Source organism: Polaromonas sp. P4_F4 (assembly GCF_056401355.1).
This window is the reverse complement of record NZ_JBFUJO010000002.1, coordinates 106,579-124,520: the sequence shown is the minus strand read 5'-3', so window position 1 is coordinate 124,520 and position 17,942 is coordinate 106,579. Positions and strand designations below refer to the sequence as shown.

Annotated in this window: 17 protein-coding genes; 7 read left to right on the top strand and 10 right to left on the bottom strand. The window is 62.2% G+C overall.

Features of this window, described 5'->3' with window-relative positions:
- Nucleotides 1–61: 61 nt before the first annotated feature.
- On the bottom strand, nucleotides 62–865 hold the full coding sequence (dkgB, locus tag AC1DUR_RS03160; RefSeq protein ID WP_477721180.1) for a 2,5-didehydrogluconate reductase DkgB: 804 nt from the start codon (nucleotides 863–865) through the stop codon (nucleotides 62–64).
- 50 nt (nucleotides 866–915) lie between these two features.
- Entirely contained in the window at nucleotides 916–2,118 is a 1,203-nt protein-coding gene (locus tag AC1DUR_RS03155; RefSeq protein WP_477721179.1) for an MFS transporter, read from the bottom strand.
- 141 nt (nucleotides 2,119–2,259) lie between these two features.
- On the opposite strand from AC1DUR_RS03155, the gene AC1DUR_RS03150 reads away from it, so the two are divergent.
- Entirely contained in the window at nucleotides 2,260–3,144 is an 885-nt protein-coding gene (locus AC1DUR_RS03150; protein WP_477721178.1) for a LysR substrate-binding domain-containing protein, read from the top strand.
- 69 nt (nucleotides 3,145–3,213) lie between these two features.
- Here AC1DUR_RS03150 and AC1DUR_RS03145 read toward each other — a convergent pair whose 3' ends face one another.
- The 3 genes from AC1DUR_RS03145 to AC1DUR_RS03135 form a co-directional block, all read right to left on the bottom strand.
- Entirely contained in the window at nucleotides 3,214–4,149 is a 936-nt protein-coding gene (locus AC1DUR_RS03145) for an alpha/beta fold hydrolase (RefSeq protein ID WP_477721177.1), read from the bottom strand.
- A gap of 43 nt (nucleotides 4,150–4,192) precedes the next feature.
- On the bottom strand, nucleotides 4,193–4,972 hold the full coding sequence (locus tag AC1DUR_RS03140) for an SDR family oxidoreductase (RefSeq protein ID WP_477721176.1): 780 nt from the start codon (nucleotides 4,970–4,972) through the stop codon (nucleotides 4,193–4,195).
- A 402-nt stretch (nucleotides 4,973–5,374) separates the two neighbouring features.
- Entirely contained in the window at nucleotides 5,375–6,142 is a 768-nt protein-coding gene (locus AC1DUR_RS03135) for a YoaK family protein (RefSeq protein WP_477721175.1), read from the bottom strand.
- 412 nt (nucleotides 6,143–6,554) lie between these two features.
- On the opposite strand from AC1DUR_RS03135, the gene AC1DUR_RS03130 reads away from it, so the two are divergent.
- The 4 genes from AC1DUR_RS03130 to AC1DUR_RS03115 are packed head-to-tail and all read left to right on the top strand — an operon-like array spanning nucleotide 6,555 to nucleotide 9,729.
- The gene (locus AC1DUR_RS03130) at nucleotides 6,555–6,956 is read left to right on the top strand and encodes a hypothetical protein (protein WP_477721174.1); all 402 of its coding nucleotides are present in this window, start codon (nucleotides 6,555–6,557) and stop codon (nucleotides 6,954–6,956) included.
- 27 nt (nucleotides 6,957–6,983) lie between these two features.
- Nucleotides 6,984–7,595: a M17 family peptidase N-terminal domain-containing protein gene (locus AC1DUR_RS03125; protein WP_477716589.1), complete on the top strand. Its 612-nt coding sequence runs from the start codon at nucleotides 6,984–6,986 to the stop codon at nucleotides 7,593–7,595.
- Nucleotides 7,592–8,119, top strand: coding sequence for a DUF421 domain-containing protein (locus AC1DUR_RS03120; protein ID WP_477716590.1), 528 nt, complete (start codon nucleotides 7,592–7,594; stop codon nucleotides 8,117–8,119). Before AC1DUR_RS03125 ends, AC1DUR_RS03120 begins: the two co-directional genes overlap by 4 nt.
- Nucleotides 8,116–9,729: an MFS transporter gene (locus AC1DUR_RS03115; protein ID WP_477721173.1), complete on the top strand. Its 1,614-nt coding sequence runs from the start codon at nucleotides 8,116–8,118 to the stop codon at nucleotides 9,727–9,729. Before AC1DUR_RS03120 ends, AC1DUR_RS03115 begins: the two co-directional genes overlap by 4 nt.
- 533 nt (nucleotides 9,730–10,262) lie before the next feature.
- Here the strand turns inward: AC1DUR_RS03115 and AC1DUR_RS03110 are convergent.
- The 4 genes from AC1DUR_RS03110 to AC1DUR_RS03095 all read right to left on the bottom strand — a co-directional run bounded on the left by AC1DUR_RS03110 (nucleotide 10,263) and on the right by AC1DUR_RS03095 (nucleotide 13,980).
- Nucleotides 10,263–10,673 carry a DoxX family protein gene (locus tag AC1DUR_RS03110; RefSeq protein WP_477721172.1) on the bottom strand — a complete coding sequence of 137 codons (411 nt, stop codon included), beginning with the start codon at nucleotides 10,671–10,673 and terminating at the stop codon, nucleotides 10,263–10,265.
- Between the two features lie 37 nt (nucleotides 10,674–10,710).
- Complete coding sequence (locus tag AC1DUR_RS03105) at nucleotides 10,711–12,615, bottom strand: amidohydrolase (protein WP_477716593.1); 1,905 nt, start codon at nucleotides 12,613–12,615, stop codon at nucleotides 10,711–10,713.
- An 87-nt stretch (nucleotides 12,616–12,702) separates the two neighbouring features.
- Nucleotides 12,703–13,320 (bottom strand): antibiotic biosynthesis monooxygenase, encoded by a 618-nt coding sequence (locus AC1DUR_RS03100; RefSeq protein WP_477716594.1) that lies wholly within the window; start codon nucleotides 13,318–13,320, stop codon nucleotides 12,703–12,705.
- 9 nt (nucleotides 13,321–13,329) lie between these two features.
- The gene (locus tag AC1DUR_RS03095) at nucleotides 13,330–13,980 is read right to left on the bottom strand and encodes a hydrolase (protein WP_477716595.1); all 651 of its coding nucleotides are present in this window, start codon (nucleotides 13,978–13,980) and stop codon (nucleotides 13,330–13,332) included.
- Between the two features lie 111 nt (nucleotides 13,981–14,091).
- On the opposite strand from AC1DUR_RS03095, the gene AC1DUR_RS03090 reads away from it, so the two are divergent.
- A complete protein-coding gene (locus tag AC1DUR_RS03090) occupies nucleotides 14,092–14,994 on the top strand; it encodes a LysR family transcriptional regulator (RefSeq protein ID WP_477721171.1) in 903 nt (300 codons plus the stop codon).
- A 245-nt stretch (nucleotides 14,995–15,239) separates the two neighbouring features.
- Here AC1DUR_RS03090 and AC1DUR_RS03085 read toward each other — a convergent pair whose 3' ends face one another.
- On the bottom strand, nucleotides 15,240–16,436 hold the full coding sequence (locus AC1DUR_RS03085; protein WP_477721170.1) for an acetamidase/formamidase family protein: 1,197 nt from the start codon (nucleotides 16,434–16,436) through the stop codon (nucleotides 15,240–15,242).
- Between the two features lie 402 nt (nucleotides 16,437–16,838).
- On the opposite strand from AC1DUR_RS03085, the gene AC1DUR_RS03080 reads away from it, so the two are divergent.
- Nucleotides 16,839–17,873, top strand: a complete 1,035-nt coding sequence (locus AC1DUR_RS03080) for a porin (protein WP_477721169.1) — start codon at nucleotides 16,839–16,841, stop codon at nucleotides 17,871–17,873.
- The last annotated feature ends 69 nt before the right edge of the window (nucleotides 17,874–17,942 follow it).

Below are 17,942 nucleotides of genomic sequence, written 5' to 3'. Positions count from 1 at the left end.
CACACAGACGATGATCTTCACGCAGAGGCCGGCAAGGCCACAGCCCACATCTGCCCGGCCCTCAATCCCACTTTGGCGCGAGGCCTTCCGGATTGGCCAGGCGCTCGCCGCGGTCGAGTGTCGCGATCTGTGCCATGTTTTCGTCAGTCAACCGCAGCTGCTGCGCCAGCAAATTGCCTTGCAGGTTGGCGCGCTGGGTGGACGACGGAATCACGGCGTAGCCCAGTTGCAAAGCCCAGGCCAACGCCACCTGTGCAGCTGTGGCGCCGTGCTGCTGCGCGATCTGCCGGATCACCGGGTCCTGCAGCACCTTGCCGTAGGCCAGCGTCATGTACGAGGTGATGTGAAGGCCCTGGCTGCGTACGAAGTCGACGACCCGGCGATTTTGCAGGTAGGGGCTGAGTTCGATCTGCAGGGTGGCGATGTTGGCGGCGCCCACCGCCTCGATCGCCTCCTGCAGCAAGGCGATGTTGAAATTGGAGACGCCGATGTGCTTTGTCAGGCCTTGCGCCTGGGCCTGCATCAAGGCGCCCAGCGTGTCGGCCAGCGGCACGGCCTGGCCGGGCGACGGCCAGTGGATCAGCGTGAGGTCCACCTGCTCGGTGCGCAGTTTGACCAGGCTGTCCTTGAGGCTGGGAATCACGCGGTCTCTGGCGAGGTGTTCGGTCCAGATCTTGGTGCTCAGGAAAAGCTCACTGCGCGGCACGCCGCTGGCGACGATGGCCCGGCCGACCTCGGCTTCGTTGCCATAGATCTGCGCGGTGTCAATGAGCCGGTAGCCGAGGTCAAGCGCGTTGCTGACGGAGTCGATAACGACCTGGTCTTTCAGGCGGAAGGTGCCGAGGCCGAATGCGGGAATGGTCATGAGGGGTGTCCTGGGTGGGTCGGTGAATGAAGACGTTGAAGGGCTGAACATCAGTGGGCGGGCACAGGGCCCTTGCTTGCCAGGCGGGCCGGCACACCGTCGCGCAGGTCGAGGCGGCCGCTCCAGAAGGTCAGCGCCAGCGCCACCAGCACCACCGCCGCGCCTATCCATGGCGTGTGCATCAGGCCCAGGTGCGTGACCACCAGGCCACCAGCCCAGGCCGCAAAGGCGATGCCCAGGTTGAAGGCGGCGATGTTCAGGCCCGAGGCCACGTCGATCGCCTGCGGTGTGTGGCGCTCCGCCTGGCTCACCACGTAGACCTGCAGGCCCGGCACATTGCCGAACGCCACGGCGCCCCAGAGCAGCACGGTGGCCACCGCCAGCCACGGATGCGGCGCGGTGAATTGAAACAGCAGCAGCACGGCGGCCAGCAGCGCGAAGATGATCTTCAGCGCGGCAATCGGCCCACGGCGGTCGGCCAGGCGCCCGCCCCAGAGGTTGCCCACCGCCACCGACACGCCGTACACCAGCATCACCCAGCCGACGGCGCCGGCGCTGAAGCCCGACTGCTGCAGGATGGGCGCGAGAAAGGTGAAGGGAATGAAGGAGCCGCCATAGCCGATGGCCGTCTTGGCATAGACCAGCAGCAGCCGCGGCTGGGCCAGCACCTGGAACTGCTGCGCCAGTGACGCCGGTGGCGTGTGCTTGATGTTGCGCGGCACGAACAGCAGGCTCACCACGAAGGCGATGGCGCCGAGAGCCGACACGGCCAGGAAAGTCTCGCGCCAGCCGAAGTGCTGGCCGATGAAGGTGCCCAGCGGCACGCCGGTGACCAGCGCCACCGTCAGGCCGGTGAACATGATGGCAATGGCACTGGCGGCCTTGTCTTTGGGCACCAGGCCGGTGGCAATCGTCGAGCCGATGGAGAAAAACACGCCGTGCGCCAGACCCGTGAGGATGCGCGCGGCGATCAGCGAGTTATAGCCCGGCGCCTGCCAGGCCAGCAGGTTGCCGAGCGTGAACAGGGCCATCAGCCCGAGCAGCAGGGTCTTGCGCGGCAGCCGGCCGGTCAGGGCGGTGAGCACCGGCGCGCCGATGGCGACGCCCAGCGCATACAGGCTGACCAGCCGGCCGGCCGAAGGCAGGCTGATCTGCAGGTCGGCGGCCACCGTGGGCAGCAGGCCGACGATGACGAACTCGGTCGTTCCGATGGCGAAGGCGCTGATCGTCAGCGCGAGAAGGGCAATGGGCATGAGAGGCTCCGGAGGTTTCACGAAGCCTGCAGTGTGGGCTTTTTATCTTTGCAGAATAAGCCCCGTACGCGCACAATATAGTTGACTTGAAATCAACAATGCCGCGCCCGTTGCACCCTGAAGCTACGCCCTGAAAAACCCATGAAGACCACGATTGAAGAACTGCTGGCCTTTCGCGCGGTGGTGGACACCGGCTCCATCACCGCGGCGGCCGACCAGCTGGGGCAAACCGTGTCAGGCATCAGCCGCGCGCTCGGCCGGCTGGAGAAAAAGCTGGCCACCACCCTGCTGCGCCGCACGACGCGGCGGCTGGAGCTGACCGAAGAGGGCCAGACCTTCCTGGCGCGCACGCGCGCCATCCTGAACGCCATGGACGAGGCTGAGGACGAACTGGTGACGCGGCGCCAGCAACCGGCCGGCTTGCTGCGGGTCAATGCCGCCTCGCCCTTCATGCTGCACGCCGTCGTGCCGCTGGTGCCGGAATTCAGTGCCCTGTTCCCCAGGATCAGCCTGGAGCTCAACACCGACGACCTCAACGTGGACCTCCTGGCCCAGCGCACCGACATCGCCATCCGCATCGGGCCGCTGCGCGACTCCACGCTGCACGCGCGACCGCTGTGCACCAGCCGCCTGCGCGTGCTGGCCAGCCCGGTCTATCTTGAAAAGCACGGCAGACCCAAACGCGTGACAGACCTCGCCAGCCATGCGCTCATAGGCAACAGCCAGCTGCCAACACTGAACCAGTGGCCGCTGCGCGGGCCGCAAGGCGACAGCTACGCCGCAGCACTTGCCTTCAGCGCTTCCAGCGGTGAGACCATGCGGCACCTGGCGCTGGCTGGCATGGGCATCGTCTGTCTGGCCGACTTCATGACCGAAGCGGACCGCGCGGGCGGCAAGCTGGTGCAGCTGCTGGCGCGCGACACCGTCGAAGTGCGGCAGGCCGTCAACGCGGTGTATTACCGCAACACGGCGCTGTCGTCGCGCATCACGGCGTTTCTGGATTTCATCGCAGCGCGGCTGCGCTGACCCGACAACAGAACCCTGGCTGGGGCTGAAATCACGCGGGCCCAGAGCCAGAGCGGCACGGCGCGTAACTTATCGTCCGCTGCCGAGGAACTTCCCAATCAACGCAACGGTCGTATCAGGGCTCTCCTCCATGAGCCAGTGCCCCGCCTTTGGCACCACCTCTTCCTGGACATTCGTCGCCGCGTTGCGCATCACCACGGCCATGGTTGCGCCGAATGATTTTTCGCCTCCGATGGCCAGCACGGGCATGGCCAGTTTGGTTTTGGACCAGGTGATGTTGTCCGCCACGTCTTTCGCCGCAATGGCCGTGAACTGGGAGAAAGCCGCCCGCATGGCGCCACGCTGCGCATACTGCCTGGTGTAATGAACGCGCGTCGCTTCGTCGATCTTGGAGGGGTCGCCAGCGAACTCATTCCAGAAGCGATCCAGGTAGATGCGTTCGCGCCCGGCCACCAGACGCTCGGCATCGCGGCCAGCAAAATTAAAATGCCACAGTTGGGGGCTGAGAATGATCTGGTCCCATGGCGCAACGCCCGGAACGGGTGCATCCATCACGACCAATTTATCCACTTTGTCGGGATAGCTCGCCGCGTAAGCATAGGCCACCATGGTGCCGATGTCGTGACCGACCACTGCGGCATGGTCTTGTCCCAGCTGCGTGACGACCGTCCTGATGTCGGTGGCCTGTGACTTCTTGTCGTATCCGCCGGTCGCTTTCGAAGAGCGTCCCATGCCGCGCAGATCAGGCACGATGACCATATGCGTCTTGGCCAGGTCCTGCGCCAGCGGCCCCCACATGTCCCCTGTGTCGCCGAAGCCGTGGATCAACACGACGGCCGGGCCGGCCCCGCCCGAGCGAACGAAAATATTCGTTCCGTCCTGCATGGTGACCGTGCGAGTTTTGAAGCCTGCGGGTAGGGACGGCGGCGCTGCAGTGGCGATGGTGGTGACGGCGTAGAGCACCGCGCTTAGCATCGCTGAAAAAATAATATGGCGTGTTTTCATGGTGACTTCCTCACGTTGAGATGGATACGATGAAAGACAGGGATCACGTACGCGTGATGGAGGCGCCGCCGTCAACCAACGAGGCCGTGCCGGTGACAAACGACGAGTCATCCGAAGCCAGGTACAGCACCGAACGGGCCAGCTCTTCAGGCCGTGCCGGCCGCTTCAACGCGTGCAGATTGGTCACGAACGATTGGGATTCGGGGGTGTTGTTCATGGCCCGGTACATCTCGGTGTCTACAGCGCCCGGCAAGATGGCATTGACCCGAATGCCTTGCGGACCATACTCCGCCGCCAGGGCCTGCGTCAATCCGATCAACCCGGACTTGCTGGCGGCATAAGCGGCCACACCCGGAAAAGCGAAAGTGTGCCCGACAAAGGTCGAGGTAAAAATAATCGAACCGGCGCCCGTTTTTTGCATGGCTGCCACTTGGTGTTTTGCGCCAAAGAAGGCGCTGGTCAAATTGGTGCTCAGGGCCTCATTCCAGCCTTGCGCCGAAATTCCGGTGCTCGGGCCCATTTCGCCCAGGGTGCCGGCGTTGTTGAAGGCAATGTCCAGCCGGCCAAATTTCGCCACAGCCAACTCAACCAGCGCCTGGGCAAAGGCTTCCGATTGCACATCGCCGGCCAATGCGATGGCAATGCCACCATCGGCCGCAATTTCGGCCACCAGGCTGTCCAGTTCCGGCTGGCGGCGAGCAGCGACCACCACGCGCGCGCCTTCGGCGGCAAAAAGCCTGGCCGTCGCACGGCCTATGCCTGAACTGGCACCTGTGACGATGGCCACTTTGTCCTTGAGTCTTTGGGTTGTGAGCGTATTCATGGTGATGTCCTGAAAGTTGAGTGAATGGCAAAAGCTTGGGTCGGTTAGCCCGATGTGCCAGCCGATGAAGCCAATGTACGATTCATCTTCTGTTAGAAGAATGGCCAAAAAGTGTTTTGATCACTCAGCTTTTATGAATTCATGGCGACGATGACCAGGTTGTTCCCTTCGATGCCACCGGCAAACTCGCGGCCAGCATGATGAAGGGCTCTGTGCTCAAGGTCTATCCCAGCGCGCCGCGCGACCTGCGTCACGAACCAGGACGACATCAATAGGGAGCTGCTGGCCGTCATCCAGGGCTGAGCGTTTCAAGCTCGGTGGCCGCAGCCCGGCCCTGCGCCGTTTTAGAAACCCACACATGCCCCACGCAAACGCCGGGTGCACCTTCCAGGTCAGTGATTTTTACGGGGCCGGGCTTGTTTGCGTCAGCGCGTTCAGCACCAGTGCGAGCGCCGCCACCGGCGCCAGGATGGCCCAAAATCCCATGGGCTTGAAAGCCAGCGCACCGCCGAGCGAGCCTATGGCGAAGGCCGTGATGGCCGGCCACATCCCGCGCATACGCGTCGCCGCAGCTGCGGATCCCGGCGCCTTGGTCAACAAGTCGATCAGGTCCATGGATATCTGGGTCACATTACCGGTCATCACGGTGGACGGACTCATCTTCGAGAAGGTGCTTCGCGACGCCGCGTTCTGCACCGACATGCCGAGCACGCCCAGCAAGCCCACCACGATCACCTGCCAGCCGTCCTGGTGCAGAAACGGCGTGGCGAGCACACCGCTGGCCATGAATGCCAGCAGCAGCAGCAGTTGCACAACCACCACCGCCACGCCAGACGCACGGCCCTCCCGCTCACAACGCAGTTGCCAGGCACGGGTCGCCACCACGCCGGCCACAAAGGCCGGCAGCGCCAGCAACTTGCCCAGCACGGCGGCGCTGCCGGCGCCCGCGATCGCCGCGCCTATAAGCACGAAGTTGCCGGTGACGTGAGCCGTGAACAGCCCAAACAGCGCGACAAACCCGAAGGTGTCTACGAAGCCCGCCGTGAACGAGAGCAGGATGCTCACACGCCGGCTGGCCATGGGCCCGGAGGCGTCTGGCGTCGCCGGCGCGGGCGCAGGCGCGGAGGAAAACGCCTGCGGCGCGGTGGCGGTGGGATTGGTGGTACTCATTGATATGTCCTCGGGATGTGGAACGCCAGCGCCGGCGGCTTCAGGCCAAGCCTGCTCTTGCAGCAGACGGTGCCCTGCCCGTCGGCAACCCCGGCGCCAGGAGTGAAGAGTCAAGAGATTGTTTCTTGACTGATAGAGAATGGGCTTTCCAAGCCTCCCGGTTTGCGGCTTTTCTGCCCTCACACCGTCATTCTTCATAGATGCCGCGCGCAAAACCGGTACGCGGCAGCCAAAAATCGCACTTTTCAACAAGCCATTCCATGCAGGCTGTCCTATGATGCTAGCACTGTCACCTTTGCGCCGCCCTGCGCGCTGACGGACGTCGCCACGTGGTCATGCCCAAAACCGAATCGGCCACAGTGACGTCCACATCCGCCGGGGTCCTGCCCATATCCTGAGGAAGGAACCGACCATGCCAACAACCGGCGAACACATCGTAGTCAAAGCCCACGAATTCCAGTTGCTGGATGCGAACGGTCAGCAGCAAGCGCGCCTAGGCGCGACCGCTAACGGCGTGGCGCTGACCATGGGCAGCAGTGGCAGCGGACCACAGCTGTGGCTTGGCGCGGACGCGGGCGGAGACGCCGCCCTGCAACTCTTCGACCGGGACACCGGTGCGAAGCGCGTCGAGATCAGCCTGGACGCCAAAGGCACGCACGTGTTTTTGGCTGGCGAAGGCGGACAGCAAAGCTACTTGTTCCTGAAAAACGGCGGGCCGACCGGCGTAGTGCTGACCGACCAGGCGGGCAAGCGCCGCGCCCAGGTGATGGTCGATGCTGCCGGAAAACCCGACATCAGCACCGATCCATCCTGACCCATTTGCACAACAAGGACCATTGCCATGACATCCACGCACCTCAATCCCGACAGCCCCGAAAGCTTCTCGCACGGGAAAGTAACGTTCAAGGCTGTAGCCATGAGCCCGTCAGCAACGGACACCGCCTTGCAGGTCGTCTGCTTTCCCGACCAGACGCTGAACCAGACCTACGGCGGCGGCACCGAGCTGATAGATGCAGGCTTCAAGGGCGCCATTCGAGACCTGCGCAGCGAGGATATTTTTCGCGGTGAACGGCTCGAAACGCTGCTGCTACAGCCCGCGCGCCAGCAGATCCCCGCGCGTAACCTGCTACTGATTGGCTTGGGCGACCCAACCATGCTGACACTGGACACACTCACAGCCGTGGGTCGTGTCGCCGCGCGCGAAGCCATCAAGCTCAACGTCTGGAGTTTTTGCTTCGCGCCCAGCCTGAAGGACGCGGGGCTCTCGCTGTTCGACGCGTCCGAGGTGTCTGTCGCGCTCGCACGCGGCATGACACAGGCCATTTCCTGGGCACAGACGCTGCATGCGCGAGGTCTGCAGCAAGACTTCCTTCTGGAGGAGGTCATATTCCTGGCAGGCACGCAACATCTCGAAAGCTCACTCAAGGGATTGAGGACCGCTTTCGGCAAATGACCGCATTCATGCTCTCGCCTCTATTCGAGCTGACGGTTTCCCCACTGGACCTGATCGTCCGTACGCTGGTCGTGTACGCGATCGTGTTGGTTCTATTGCGGATAGCCGGTCGCCGTCAGATCGCTCAGATGGGTCCCACCGAGTTGGTGGCGATGCTGCTGATCAGCAACGCCGTGCAGAACTCCATGGTTGGCGGGGACAGCTCGCTCGCTGGGGGCCTGATCTCCGCCGCCACGCTCGTCGTGTGCAGTCGCGCCATCCGCTACCTTACGTTTCACAGCCACGCCATGAGTGCCCTCATCGAAGGCAAGCCCATTACCGTGGTCATCGACGGAAAGATACTGGGCGCTGAACTCCGTAAGGTGCTGATGACAGCGCCGCAGCTCCGCGCATTGCTCATGCTGCAGGGTGTCGAAGACATGGCCGAAGTCCGGCGGGTGGTGCTCGACTCCGAGGGCCGGCTGATCGTCACCCACAAAGGCTCCCCCATCGAGTCGGAAATCGACAAACAAGAGTCGACATGAGCGCATCCAGCACAGCTACTCCCGGCAGCTGGGCGCCCTTGGCGGAACCACTGTTCCGCACCCTGTGGATCGCCACCCTGATCGCCAATACCGGTACCTGGACGCAGGACATGGCGGCCAGCTGGATGATGATATCGGCGACCGACTCGCCGCTGCTCGTATCACTAATGCAAGGCGCGGCTAGCCTGCCTTACTTGCTGTTCGCCTTCCCGGCAGGCGTACTTGCCGACAGCCTTAACCAGCGCACCATGCTTGTCACGGCGGCCTTCTTCGTGGCCTGCGTGTCGGCGCTCATGGCCGGTTTGTCGCTGGTAATGCCCATCGCACCCTGGATGCTGCTTCTCTACGTTTTCGCCATGGGTGCGGGCGGTGCGTTCTACAATCCGGTCTGGAAAGGCGTGGTGCCACAACTCGTCAAGCCGGAACTGCAGACCTCGGCATTTGGCCTTGACGGCGTTTCCGTGAACCTTGCGCGTGCGTTGGGACCCGCCATAGCCGGTATCCTCATCGGCCTTCAAAGCCCATCGCTCGCGCTGGCCTTCAATGCGCTATCCTTCATCGCCTTGGCCTTGCTTCTGCTCCGCTGGACGCCCGAGGTGCGGACGGTCAAGCCCATCTCTGCCACAGCATTCGTCTCGTCATTGCGCACCGGCATCCAGTTCGCACGCTTTTCGCCTGCGGTGCTGCGCATCCTGAGCAGAAGCCTAATGTTCCTGTTACCGGCCAGCGTGATGTGGGCGCTGCTGCCGCTGATCGGACGTAAGGCCATGGGACTTTCATCGGGCGGATACGGCATGCTGGTGGGCAGCGTCGGTCTCGGCGCCATCGCCGTCATCGGACTGATGCCGCGGCTCAAGAGCCGACTGGGCACGGAAGGCATGATGTTCGCGGGCAACCTGTGCTTCATCGCCAACTTGGCGGCTCTCGCCTACGTCCCGCATTTTGGGACCCTGTGCGCGACCATGGCGCTCGCCGGCGCCGGCTGGATACTGGTTCTCTCCAACTTGCAGGCAAGCCTCCTGCCGGCCACACCCACCTGGGTGCGCGGCCGCGTCATCGCCATTTACTCCTTGACGTTTTTTGGCGGTGTCAGCGCGGGCAGCATTGTCTGGGGCTTCATCGCCCAGCTCTCCAGCCCCCAGATTGCACTGACGATCGCGCTGCTTACGCTTGCAGTCACCGCTACCTGTGGTCTCTTTCTGACCCTGCCATCGACCGGCAGTGCCAGCGCCACACCATCGCCGCCGCTCCCCCTGGCCACGATGACGCCGGTCTTCAGCGAGACCCTCGATATACAGGGGGAAGGACCCATCGCCGTCTACAACGACTACCAGGTTCCGCCTCAGAACCGCGCGGAATTTCTCGAAAAAGTCATCATGCTCGGAAGGATCAGACGAAAAAACGGCGCCTACCAATGGGGCATTTTCGAAGACCTTGAGAACCCAGCGCTGCAAAAGGAACGATTCATGGTGTCGTCCCGGACTGAGTATGGGGACCAGAACGACCGGATCTCCGACGAAGACCAGGCCGTGTTGTCCGACATCATCGGGTTGACCGTGACCAGGCAGCCCCCAGCGCAGCGATACTTCAGACTGGAGGCCATCAATTGAGCATGGAGGCTGCCGGCCCCTTCGAGCCGGCGCTTGCACTTTTTACGACCGGGATGTCAACGCAAACCTGTATCAGACATTACCTTGACTCTTTTTTGGAGAACTCGACCATGTTCGCCACACCCAAAACGAATGAGCCAGTCACTCAGTCACTAGATTCTTTTGGGTGCATGTCAGGGCTATTGGGGAAAAATCAGGAACCTGGCTCTGGAATCAGATTTTTCCGTTGACAGGACCGCTCCAGGGCAAGTGCAAACGCCGGCGAGCGACCGAGGCTTCCTAACGGGAGTGTCGCCAGGCGCCACACCGCCGCCGGATTTTTCACGCACACCATGCCTTCGAGCATGACTTCGAGACGAGTTCTGTGTACCCGCGAACCATGACCCCGCAGCAGAACCGGCGCATTTTGCGGATCGACGACATGCCCTCGATCCATGAGGACTTTCTTGTCTTGGGTGTCCCAGCACGCCTTTGAGCGCGCCTTCGCTTTGCGCTTTCATCCAGGCGCAGATTTCTTTGTAGCTGGCTTCACCTTAACGCGCAGTGCGACGGTCCCAGCACAGCGCGGCCACGAGCAGGAGGCCGCCGACCAACCCCAGGTGTTCAAGAAAAGCATTGCGGTTGTGGAACTGCTCCATGCCGCTCATGGTCCAGAACGGGTGGCCGATGACCGTGGCGATCACGGTGAACCCGGCCAGCGCGAGCGCGCCCAGGGCCGACCACAGGCCGCGGCCCAGCAGCATCAGCGCCGCGCCGACCAGCTGCGTGGCGAGCGTCGCGGCGGCAAAGACCGGCGCCGGGCTCAGGCCGAAATGCTGGGCCTCGCCGATCGCTGCGTCGAAATTCAACAGCTTGGATACGCCGCTGTAGACGAAGGCGATCGCCAGCAGGACTTTGGCGGCCCAGAGCGCCTGTGTTGAAAATTGTGGGTTGTGGGTGTCCATGGCGTTGTCCGTGGTGACCATTCTTGTCATTCTTTATCTACAGCCAGCAGGCGCAGCCCAGCGCGCCCCAGAAGCTCTTCTCGTCCGACACCGGCGTGTTGGCCAGCCAGCTTTTCGTGTGCGCATGGCCATGAACGGCGCAAGGCTTGACGCAGCAATCGGCAAACGGCAGCAGGGCCTTGCGTTGCGTGGTTGGGGCGGCGCGGCCCGGCTGGTTGCCACCCAGTGCAGGTTCGCGCCAGTAGCCACCGTAGGCGTTGGTCGGCGCCCAGTCGTTGGCGGCTTTGGGCATCGGTGGCGCGAGCCTGGCGAAGTCGCCGTCGCCATGCACGATGCGGCCGCCAACCACTGTCAGGTGCGAGACCAGGTCCTTGATGTCGGCCTCTGGCACACCGAAGAAGTCGCGCGAGGGCACGATGAAATCGGCCAGCTGGCCGGCCTTGATCTGGCCCTTTTGCCCGTCGGCATTGGCGAACCAGGCGCTGCCGGTGGTCCACAGCCGCAGCGCGGTGTCGCGGTCGAGCAGGTTGTCGGGCCGGTACATCGTGGTGCCGCCGACGGTCTGGCCGGTGATCATCCAGTACAGGCAGATCCAGGGGTTATAGCTGGCGACGCGGGTCGCATCGGTGCCGCCACCGACGGGCAGACCCGCATCAAGCATCTTGCGGATCGGCGGCGCTTGCTCGGCGGCCCGGGCCCCATAACGCTCGATGAAATATTCGCCCTGGTAAGCCATGCGGTGCTGCACGGCGATGCCGCCGCCCAGCGCCTTGACGCGCTCGATGTTGCGCAGGCTGATGGTTTCGGCATGGTCGAAGAACCAGTGCAGGCCGTTGAAGGGAATGTCGCTGTTGACTTTCTCAAACGTATCGAGTGCGCGGCCTATCGATTCGTCGTAGGTCGCGTGCAGCCGGAAGGGCCAGCGCTTTTCGACCAGCAGGCGCACGACGCCTTCGAGCTCGTCCTCCATGCTCGCAGGCAGGTCGGGGCGCGGTTCGCGGAAGTCCTCGAAATCGGCAGCGGAGAACACCAGCATTTCGCCGGCGCCGTTGTGGCGGAACATGTCGCTGCCGGACAGCGGCGGCAACATGTCGGTCCACTGCCTGAAGTCGTCTATCTCCTGCTTGGGCCGCTGCGTGAACAGGTTGTAGCCGATGCGCACGGTGAGCTCATCCGCGTCACGCAGTTTCTCGATCACGCGGTAATCGTCGGGGTAGTTCTGAAAGCCGCCGCCGGCGTCGATCACCGAGGTGATGCCGAGTCGGTTGAGTTCGCGCATGAAGAGCCGGCTTGAGGCCTCCTGCGCGTCGGGGTCGAGCTTGGGGCCTTTGGCCAGCGTGGCGTAAAGAATCATCGCGTTCGGCTTGGCAAGCAGAAGGCCTGTCGGGTTGCCACTGGCGTCGCGCACGATCTCGCCGCCGGGCGGGTTCGGCGTGTCCTTGCCGTAACCGACGGCGCGCAGCGCCGCGCCGTTCAGCAACGCGCGGTCGTACAGGTGCAGGATGAAGACGGGGGTGTCGGGCGCGACGGCGTTGATTTCTTCCAGCGTCGGCAAGCGCTTTTCGGCGAACTGGTGCTCGGTGAAACCGCCGACCACGCGCACCCATTGCGGCGCCGGCGTGCGCGCCACCTGGGCCTTGAGCATCGCCATCGCATCGGCCAGCGAGGGCACACCGTCCCAGCGCAACTCCATGGTGTAGTTCAGGCCGCCGCGGATCAGGTGCGTGTGGCTGTCGTGCAGACCTGGCAGGGCAGCGCTGCCGCCCAGGTCAATCACCTGCGTCTTGCTGCCGGCGTGACGCATGACTTCTTCGCGGTCACCGACAGCGATGAACTTGCCGCCGGCGATGGCCACGGCCTGGGCCACCGGGTTCTGCCGGTCCAGGGTGGTGAAGCGGCCGTTGATGAAGATGATTTCAGCGGGGGTGATGGAAGCGGTCATGCGCGTCTCCAGGAGTTGGTCAAAGGAGGACCAGCAACAGAGTGCGTTCGCGCTGGCCAATTTTTGCGGGGGACTACTTGCGGGGGACTACTCTTTGCGGAATAACCAGTCGTGCACCAGCTCGGTGTAGCGCGGCATGATCAGCCAGACGACGATGGCGACGATGACGGCGGCAAGGATGCCGTGCGCGACTCCGTATGCACCCAGCACAGGAAAAGCTTTAAACACGGGTCCAAACGCCCACGGCACCACCATGGTCAGCGGCCAGATCACCGAGGTGGTGATCAGCCACTGCTTCCACGCTGGTGGCTTCACCGCCGGCTCGCCGGCTGCAGGGGACTCGGGCTGGAACCAGTAATCGATGCCGGCGCCGACGCTGACCCGTTCGGCGGCCGCCAGATGAGGCTGCACGGCCTCGATCAGGCGTGCTCGCTCGGCCGACTGGTACCAGCGTGTCGCGTCGTCATGCGTGGCAAAGCTCACGATGATGGTGTAGTCGACGCCGCCCTCGGTCGGACGCACGACCTGCACCCCCTGGTGGCCCGGAAAGGCCGCGGCAGCCCCCATGGTCTCGACAAGCCAGGCCTCATACGCGGCGTGTGCGCCGGCGCGCACACGGTGACGCACGACGAAACTGACGCTGTCGGCGGACGCGCTGACCCGCTGGTCAGCGGCAGCAAGGGGGGTGCTCGCGACGCTGTTCATGGTGTGCTCTCAGCCAACCTTGCGCGCCGGCATCTTGTGCACATGCGTGATCGCGTAGTCGATACCCGAGCCGTAGGCGCCGGAGTGCTCCACGACGATGCCGGTGGTGGCGGCGTAGGTTTCCTTGCGTGCCCAGTCACGCTGCATTTCCAGCAGGAACTGCTGCCAGGTGATTGGCACGGCGCCCGCCTGAATCATGCGCTGCACCGACATGTTGTGTGCCGCGACCGAGGTGCCGCCGGAGGCATCCTCTACAAAGTAGACCTCATAACCATCCGCCATCGCCTCGAGCGCCGGGAAGTTCAGGCAGACCTCCGTCCAGAGCGCAGCGAGCACCAGCTTTTTGCGGCCGAACTTCTTCAATTCAGCCTTCACGGCCTCGTCATCCCAGGTGTTCATGCTGGTGCGCTCGAAAATCTTGTTATTGGGCAGTACGGCGAGCAGTTCAGGCCAGATGTTGCCCGAGAAAGACTCGGTCTCCACCGAAGTCAGCACCGTCGGTACCTTGAAAGCCTGGGCCGCCTTGGCCAGGCCGATGACATTGTTCTTCAGCAATTGCCGGTCGATGTTGGCTACGCCGAATGTCATTTGCGGCTGGTGGTCGATCAAGACCAGCGCGCAGTTTTGCGGGGTCAGCAGTTCGAGTTTGCCTTGCGTCATGATGCTTCCTTCAGGGGGTGGTTTAAAACGAAATGAGCCTGAATCCTAGACTGCTTCCTATAAGATGACTAGTTAGCAATTTGGAACCAAACTGCATCCAAAGAGGAAACAATGGACCGACTCGACGCCCTGCAGGCACTGGTACTTTCAAAACAGGTCGGCAGCTTTTCGGGGGCCGCGCGCGCATTGGGTGTGACGCGCTCGCACATCAGCAAGCTCATCGCTTCGCTGGAGGCGGAATACGGCGGCGCTCTCTTCGCCCGGTCGACCCGAGCCCTTGCCCTGACCAGCGCCGGTGCCACCCTGCACGACTACGCAGTGGACCTGCTGGCGATTGCCGCCGAGGCCCGCGAAGCCATGTCGGCCTTGCAGGGTACGGCGTCCGGGCCATTGCGGGTCAACGCGCCGATGTCGTTTGGCCAGCTGGTGCTGGCGCCGCTGCTACCGGGTTTTCTGGCGCAGCATCCCCAGATCGAGCTGCGCGTGGAACTGAACGACCGCGTGCTCGATCCGTTCGAGCATGGCTTTGATCTCACGCTGCGCATTGCAGAGCTGACGGACTCTTCACTGGCCGCGCGGCGCATGTGCAGCGTGCCCCGGGCCATCTATGCGGCCCCGAGTTACCTGCAGGCACATGGGGTGCCGGACTCGCCGCAGGCACTGAAGACGCACCGTTGCCTGAACTACGCACACGTCAACACGGGCCATGTATGGCGCCTTGGCAAGGGCCGGGAAACCGCGCATGTCGCGGTTGGCGGACCGCTGTGCTCGAACAACGGCGAACTGCTGGTGGAGGCCGCCGTCGGGGGCGCCGGGCTGATATTGCAGCCCGGCTTCCTGGCGGCCGGGCACATCGCGGCGGGCCGGCTGGTGCCGGTGTTGCCGCAGTGGCAAGAGTCCCCGGAAATCGCGCTGTACGCGCTCTATCCGGCTGCCCGCCGGGTGCCTGTCGCCGTGCGCGCCCTGATCGACTACCTGCTCACGACGCTGCCCCGCGCTGTGGCCTCGGCATGAGGGAGCCCGCCTTATCAAGAGTCGAACAAGCTACCCTGTCCGATATTCGCGTGGAATTCGGTGCTTCAAGCAGGGACAGAGATTCGTAGTTGGGAGGCAGTTTTAGTTCGGGCGGGTATTTTCAATCCGCTGGTCGGGGATACACCACATGATCGCCACGGCAACGTAAGTCGCTGTAGCAATCCACGCATTCACAAACGAGAGTGGAGAGTGGGATTACCGCATCGTGCATTTAACTCATTCACTCATTGACTGCGTAGCGAATTTGCCAATCTGGCCTGAAGCTCCGGCGTGAACAGCGCTTTAGGCAGCATGCAATGCACCCCTTTGGGAGGTATCGAGCTGTAGACTGTTCCAGTCTGATGGGAATATTGTGTAATTCTAAAACTGGCTGCGACACTGCAGATCCCATAGCAATCTTCCAACGAAATTGCAGTTGCTCTTGACATCCACGCTATTAGCTGCCTTAGACAAGATACCAAAGCTGTTTCAAGACTCTCACCGAATCCCAGTCCTATCCAGTGGGTCGGAGTTTCAACCATAGGACTGTTCAGAACAGATTTTTTATGCAGGACGTACTGCACCTGCAAATCTTCCAGTGCGGTCTCAATTGCGGTCTGGTTTACAACACCATCGCCCTGCGCACCGTTGGAGTCACCCGTCCAGATTCTTGCTTTTGCAACTTGCACCGGAAGAAATAGCGAAGTTCCCGCTACTAATTCAGCAAGATCGAGGTTGCCACCATATGGGCCAGCCAATATCCCGCTCGTCGGTTTGTCCCCGACTGGTTGTGCAGCAAACACGCCCTGAAACGGGGCGAGTGGAATAGTGACTCCAGGTAAAAACTCCGCAGCTGTACGCTCTTTGTTGAATTTCAGATAACGCAAGTAAGGTTTCTGAAAATCCGCAGGCAATGCCCCGACTCCCTTTGGCGAGGAATTCCAGCCCCAATCGATGGGACGCAGCTTTAGCATCCGGCACTCGACAACATCGCCAGGCATTGCGCTTTCAACTTCGATGGGTCCGATCAGTGAGTACGGACCCGCAGGATATTTCTTTCGGATCGGCTCGCGCTCCTCAAACGACATGCCGTACTTGGCCTCATTTCCCCATTGTGTCCAGGTACCGTCATAGTGGACTACGTCACCGCTTCGAATGATGGCTGCGGCGGGCGCGCTGGGGTCCATCTGTCCCACGCGAACCGTGTCTTTGGACGGCACCACGCGATGAGTTCGCCCTGTCGGCAAGACCATTTTCCCCACTGTGTCTGACGCAGCTCCCGGGCTAGCAGATGCAGATGCGCATCCTGGAAGGAAACTGATGAAGGGTGCCAAACCGGCTACAGCAGAAATTTTGAAAAGCGCTCTGCGAACTTGCTGCTGATCGCTGCTGCCGCGTTCATCGGCATCGCCGGATGAACACCCACTGGAAGAATCGGGCATGCATGTCTCCTTTTTATTAACGTGATGAGCAAAATGATTGCTCTCGTTAAATATACGGGCCGACACACCATGTGATCTGACCAAGCTATTCGACGAGTTACCACATCGTCCGATTTTCTAGCTGGTGGCAGCAAGATTTCACGCTGTCTTGCATAGGGAACCTGCGCAGACCAACGTCCATACGCTGGACATACATGCCGATGGACAAAAGCGCCCGGCACCGTCGCGTCCGCTCAGTCGCGCCACACGCACCCGGTCGAAAGAATCGGACTCAGTGGTAACTGAGCGGAACTTCCGGTGCGCCCGGCTATGCAGGTCACACCTATCCTTCAGCCCGTGACAAGCGAATTCATCGCCTGCATTTACTTGCCCATTCACAAACATCAAAGGAGACAAGCAAGCATGTTTATCCGTTCAACCATCGTTTCAACCATCGCACTGGCGGCCTGTGCAAACGTGTTCGCACAAAGCAGTGTCGAGATGTACGGTGTGCTCGACGCATTCGTTGGTCAGATCAAAACCACCGCGGCCACAGGTTCCGCCACCAAAACCGCGGTGGTCAACTCCGGCGGCCTGACCACATCGTTCCTGGGCTTTCGCGGATCCGAAGACCTGGGTAGCGGCTACAAGGCAGTTTTTGCGCTAGAGAGCTATGTGCGCGTGGACACTGGAGCGACAGGGCGCAACGACACAGACCCGTTATTCGCGCGCGCATCGTTCGTCGGGATCCAAAGTCCGTACGGCCAGTTCAGCTTCGGGCGCATGCCGACGCCATATTCACTGGCCACCACTAATTTCACGCCGCTCGTGGGTACCACCGGTGTCAGTCCGATTTTCGCCAACGCCTTCAAGAACAACGTGCTCAGCGATACGCGGATGAACAATTCGATCAAATACCAGTCGCCACGCATGAGCGGCTTCGAAGTTGACCTGCAACACAGCCTGGGCCGGGAAGAGCCGCAGGGCGTCAACTACAAGCGTGAAGTGGCGACGGATGGCGCCGTGCGTTATTTCAACAAGCAGCTCGCCTTGGTTGTGGCGACACGCCAGATCAACCTCAACACCGCCAACGACGGGCACAAGCAGGATGTGCGGATGGTGGGCGGCACCTATGACTTCGGCGTGGCCAAGCTCAGCGCGCAATACCACAAGGTCCGGGAGACTTACCTGAATACCGCGCTCAATGCCACCCGCAAGGTAAGCGAACTCGGTGCGAGCGTGCCCGTCGGCCCGGGCGCAATCCTGGCGGAGTACGCCACCACGCGGGCAGACGACCGCGTTGCCGCAACGATCGATCGCCGCAAGTCTTTTGCCTTCGGCTACGACTACAACCTGTCGAAGCGCACCGACCTATATACGATGTACTACTCGGATCAGTTGTACAAGCCGAACTCGAAGCAGACGACCACTGCATTCGGCATTCGACATCGCTTCTGACCCTGATTGCGCGGGGCGAACGCCCCATCCCGCCCGCCCACGCGGCAAGTACGTATCGAGGAGACACGC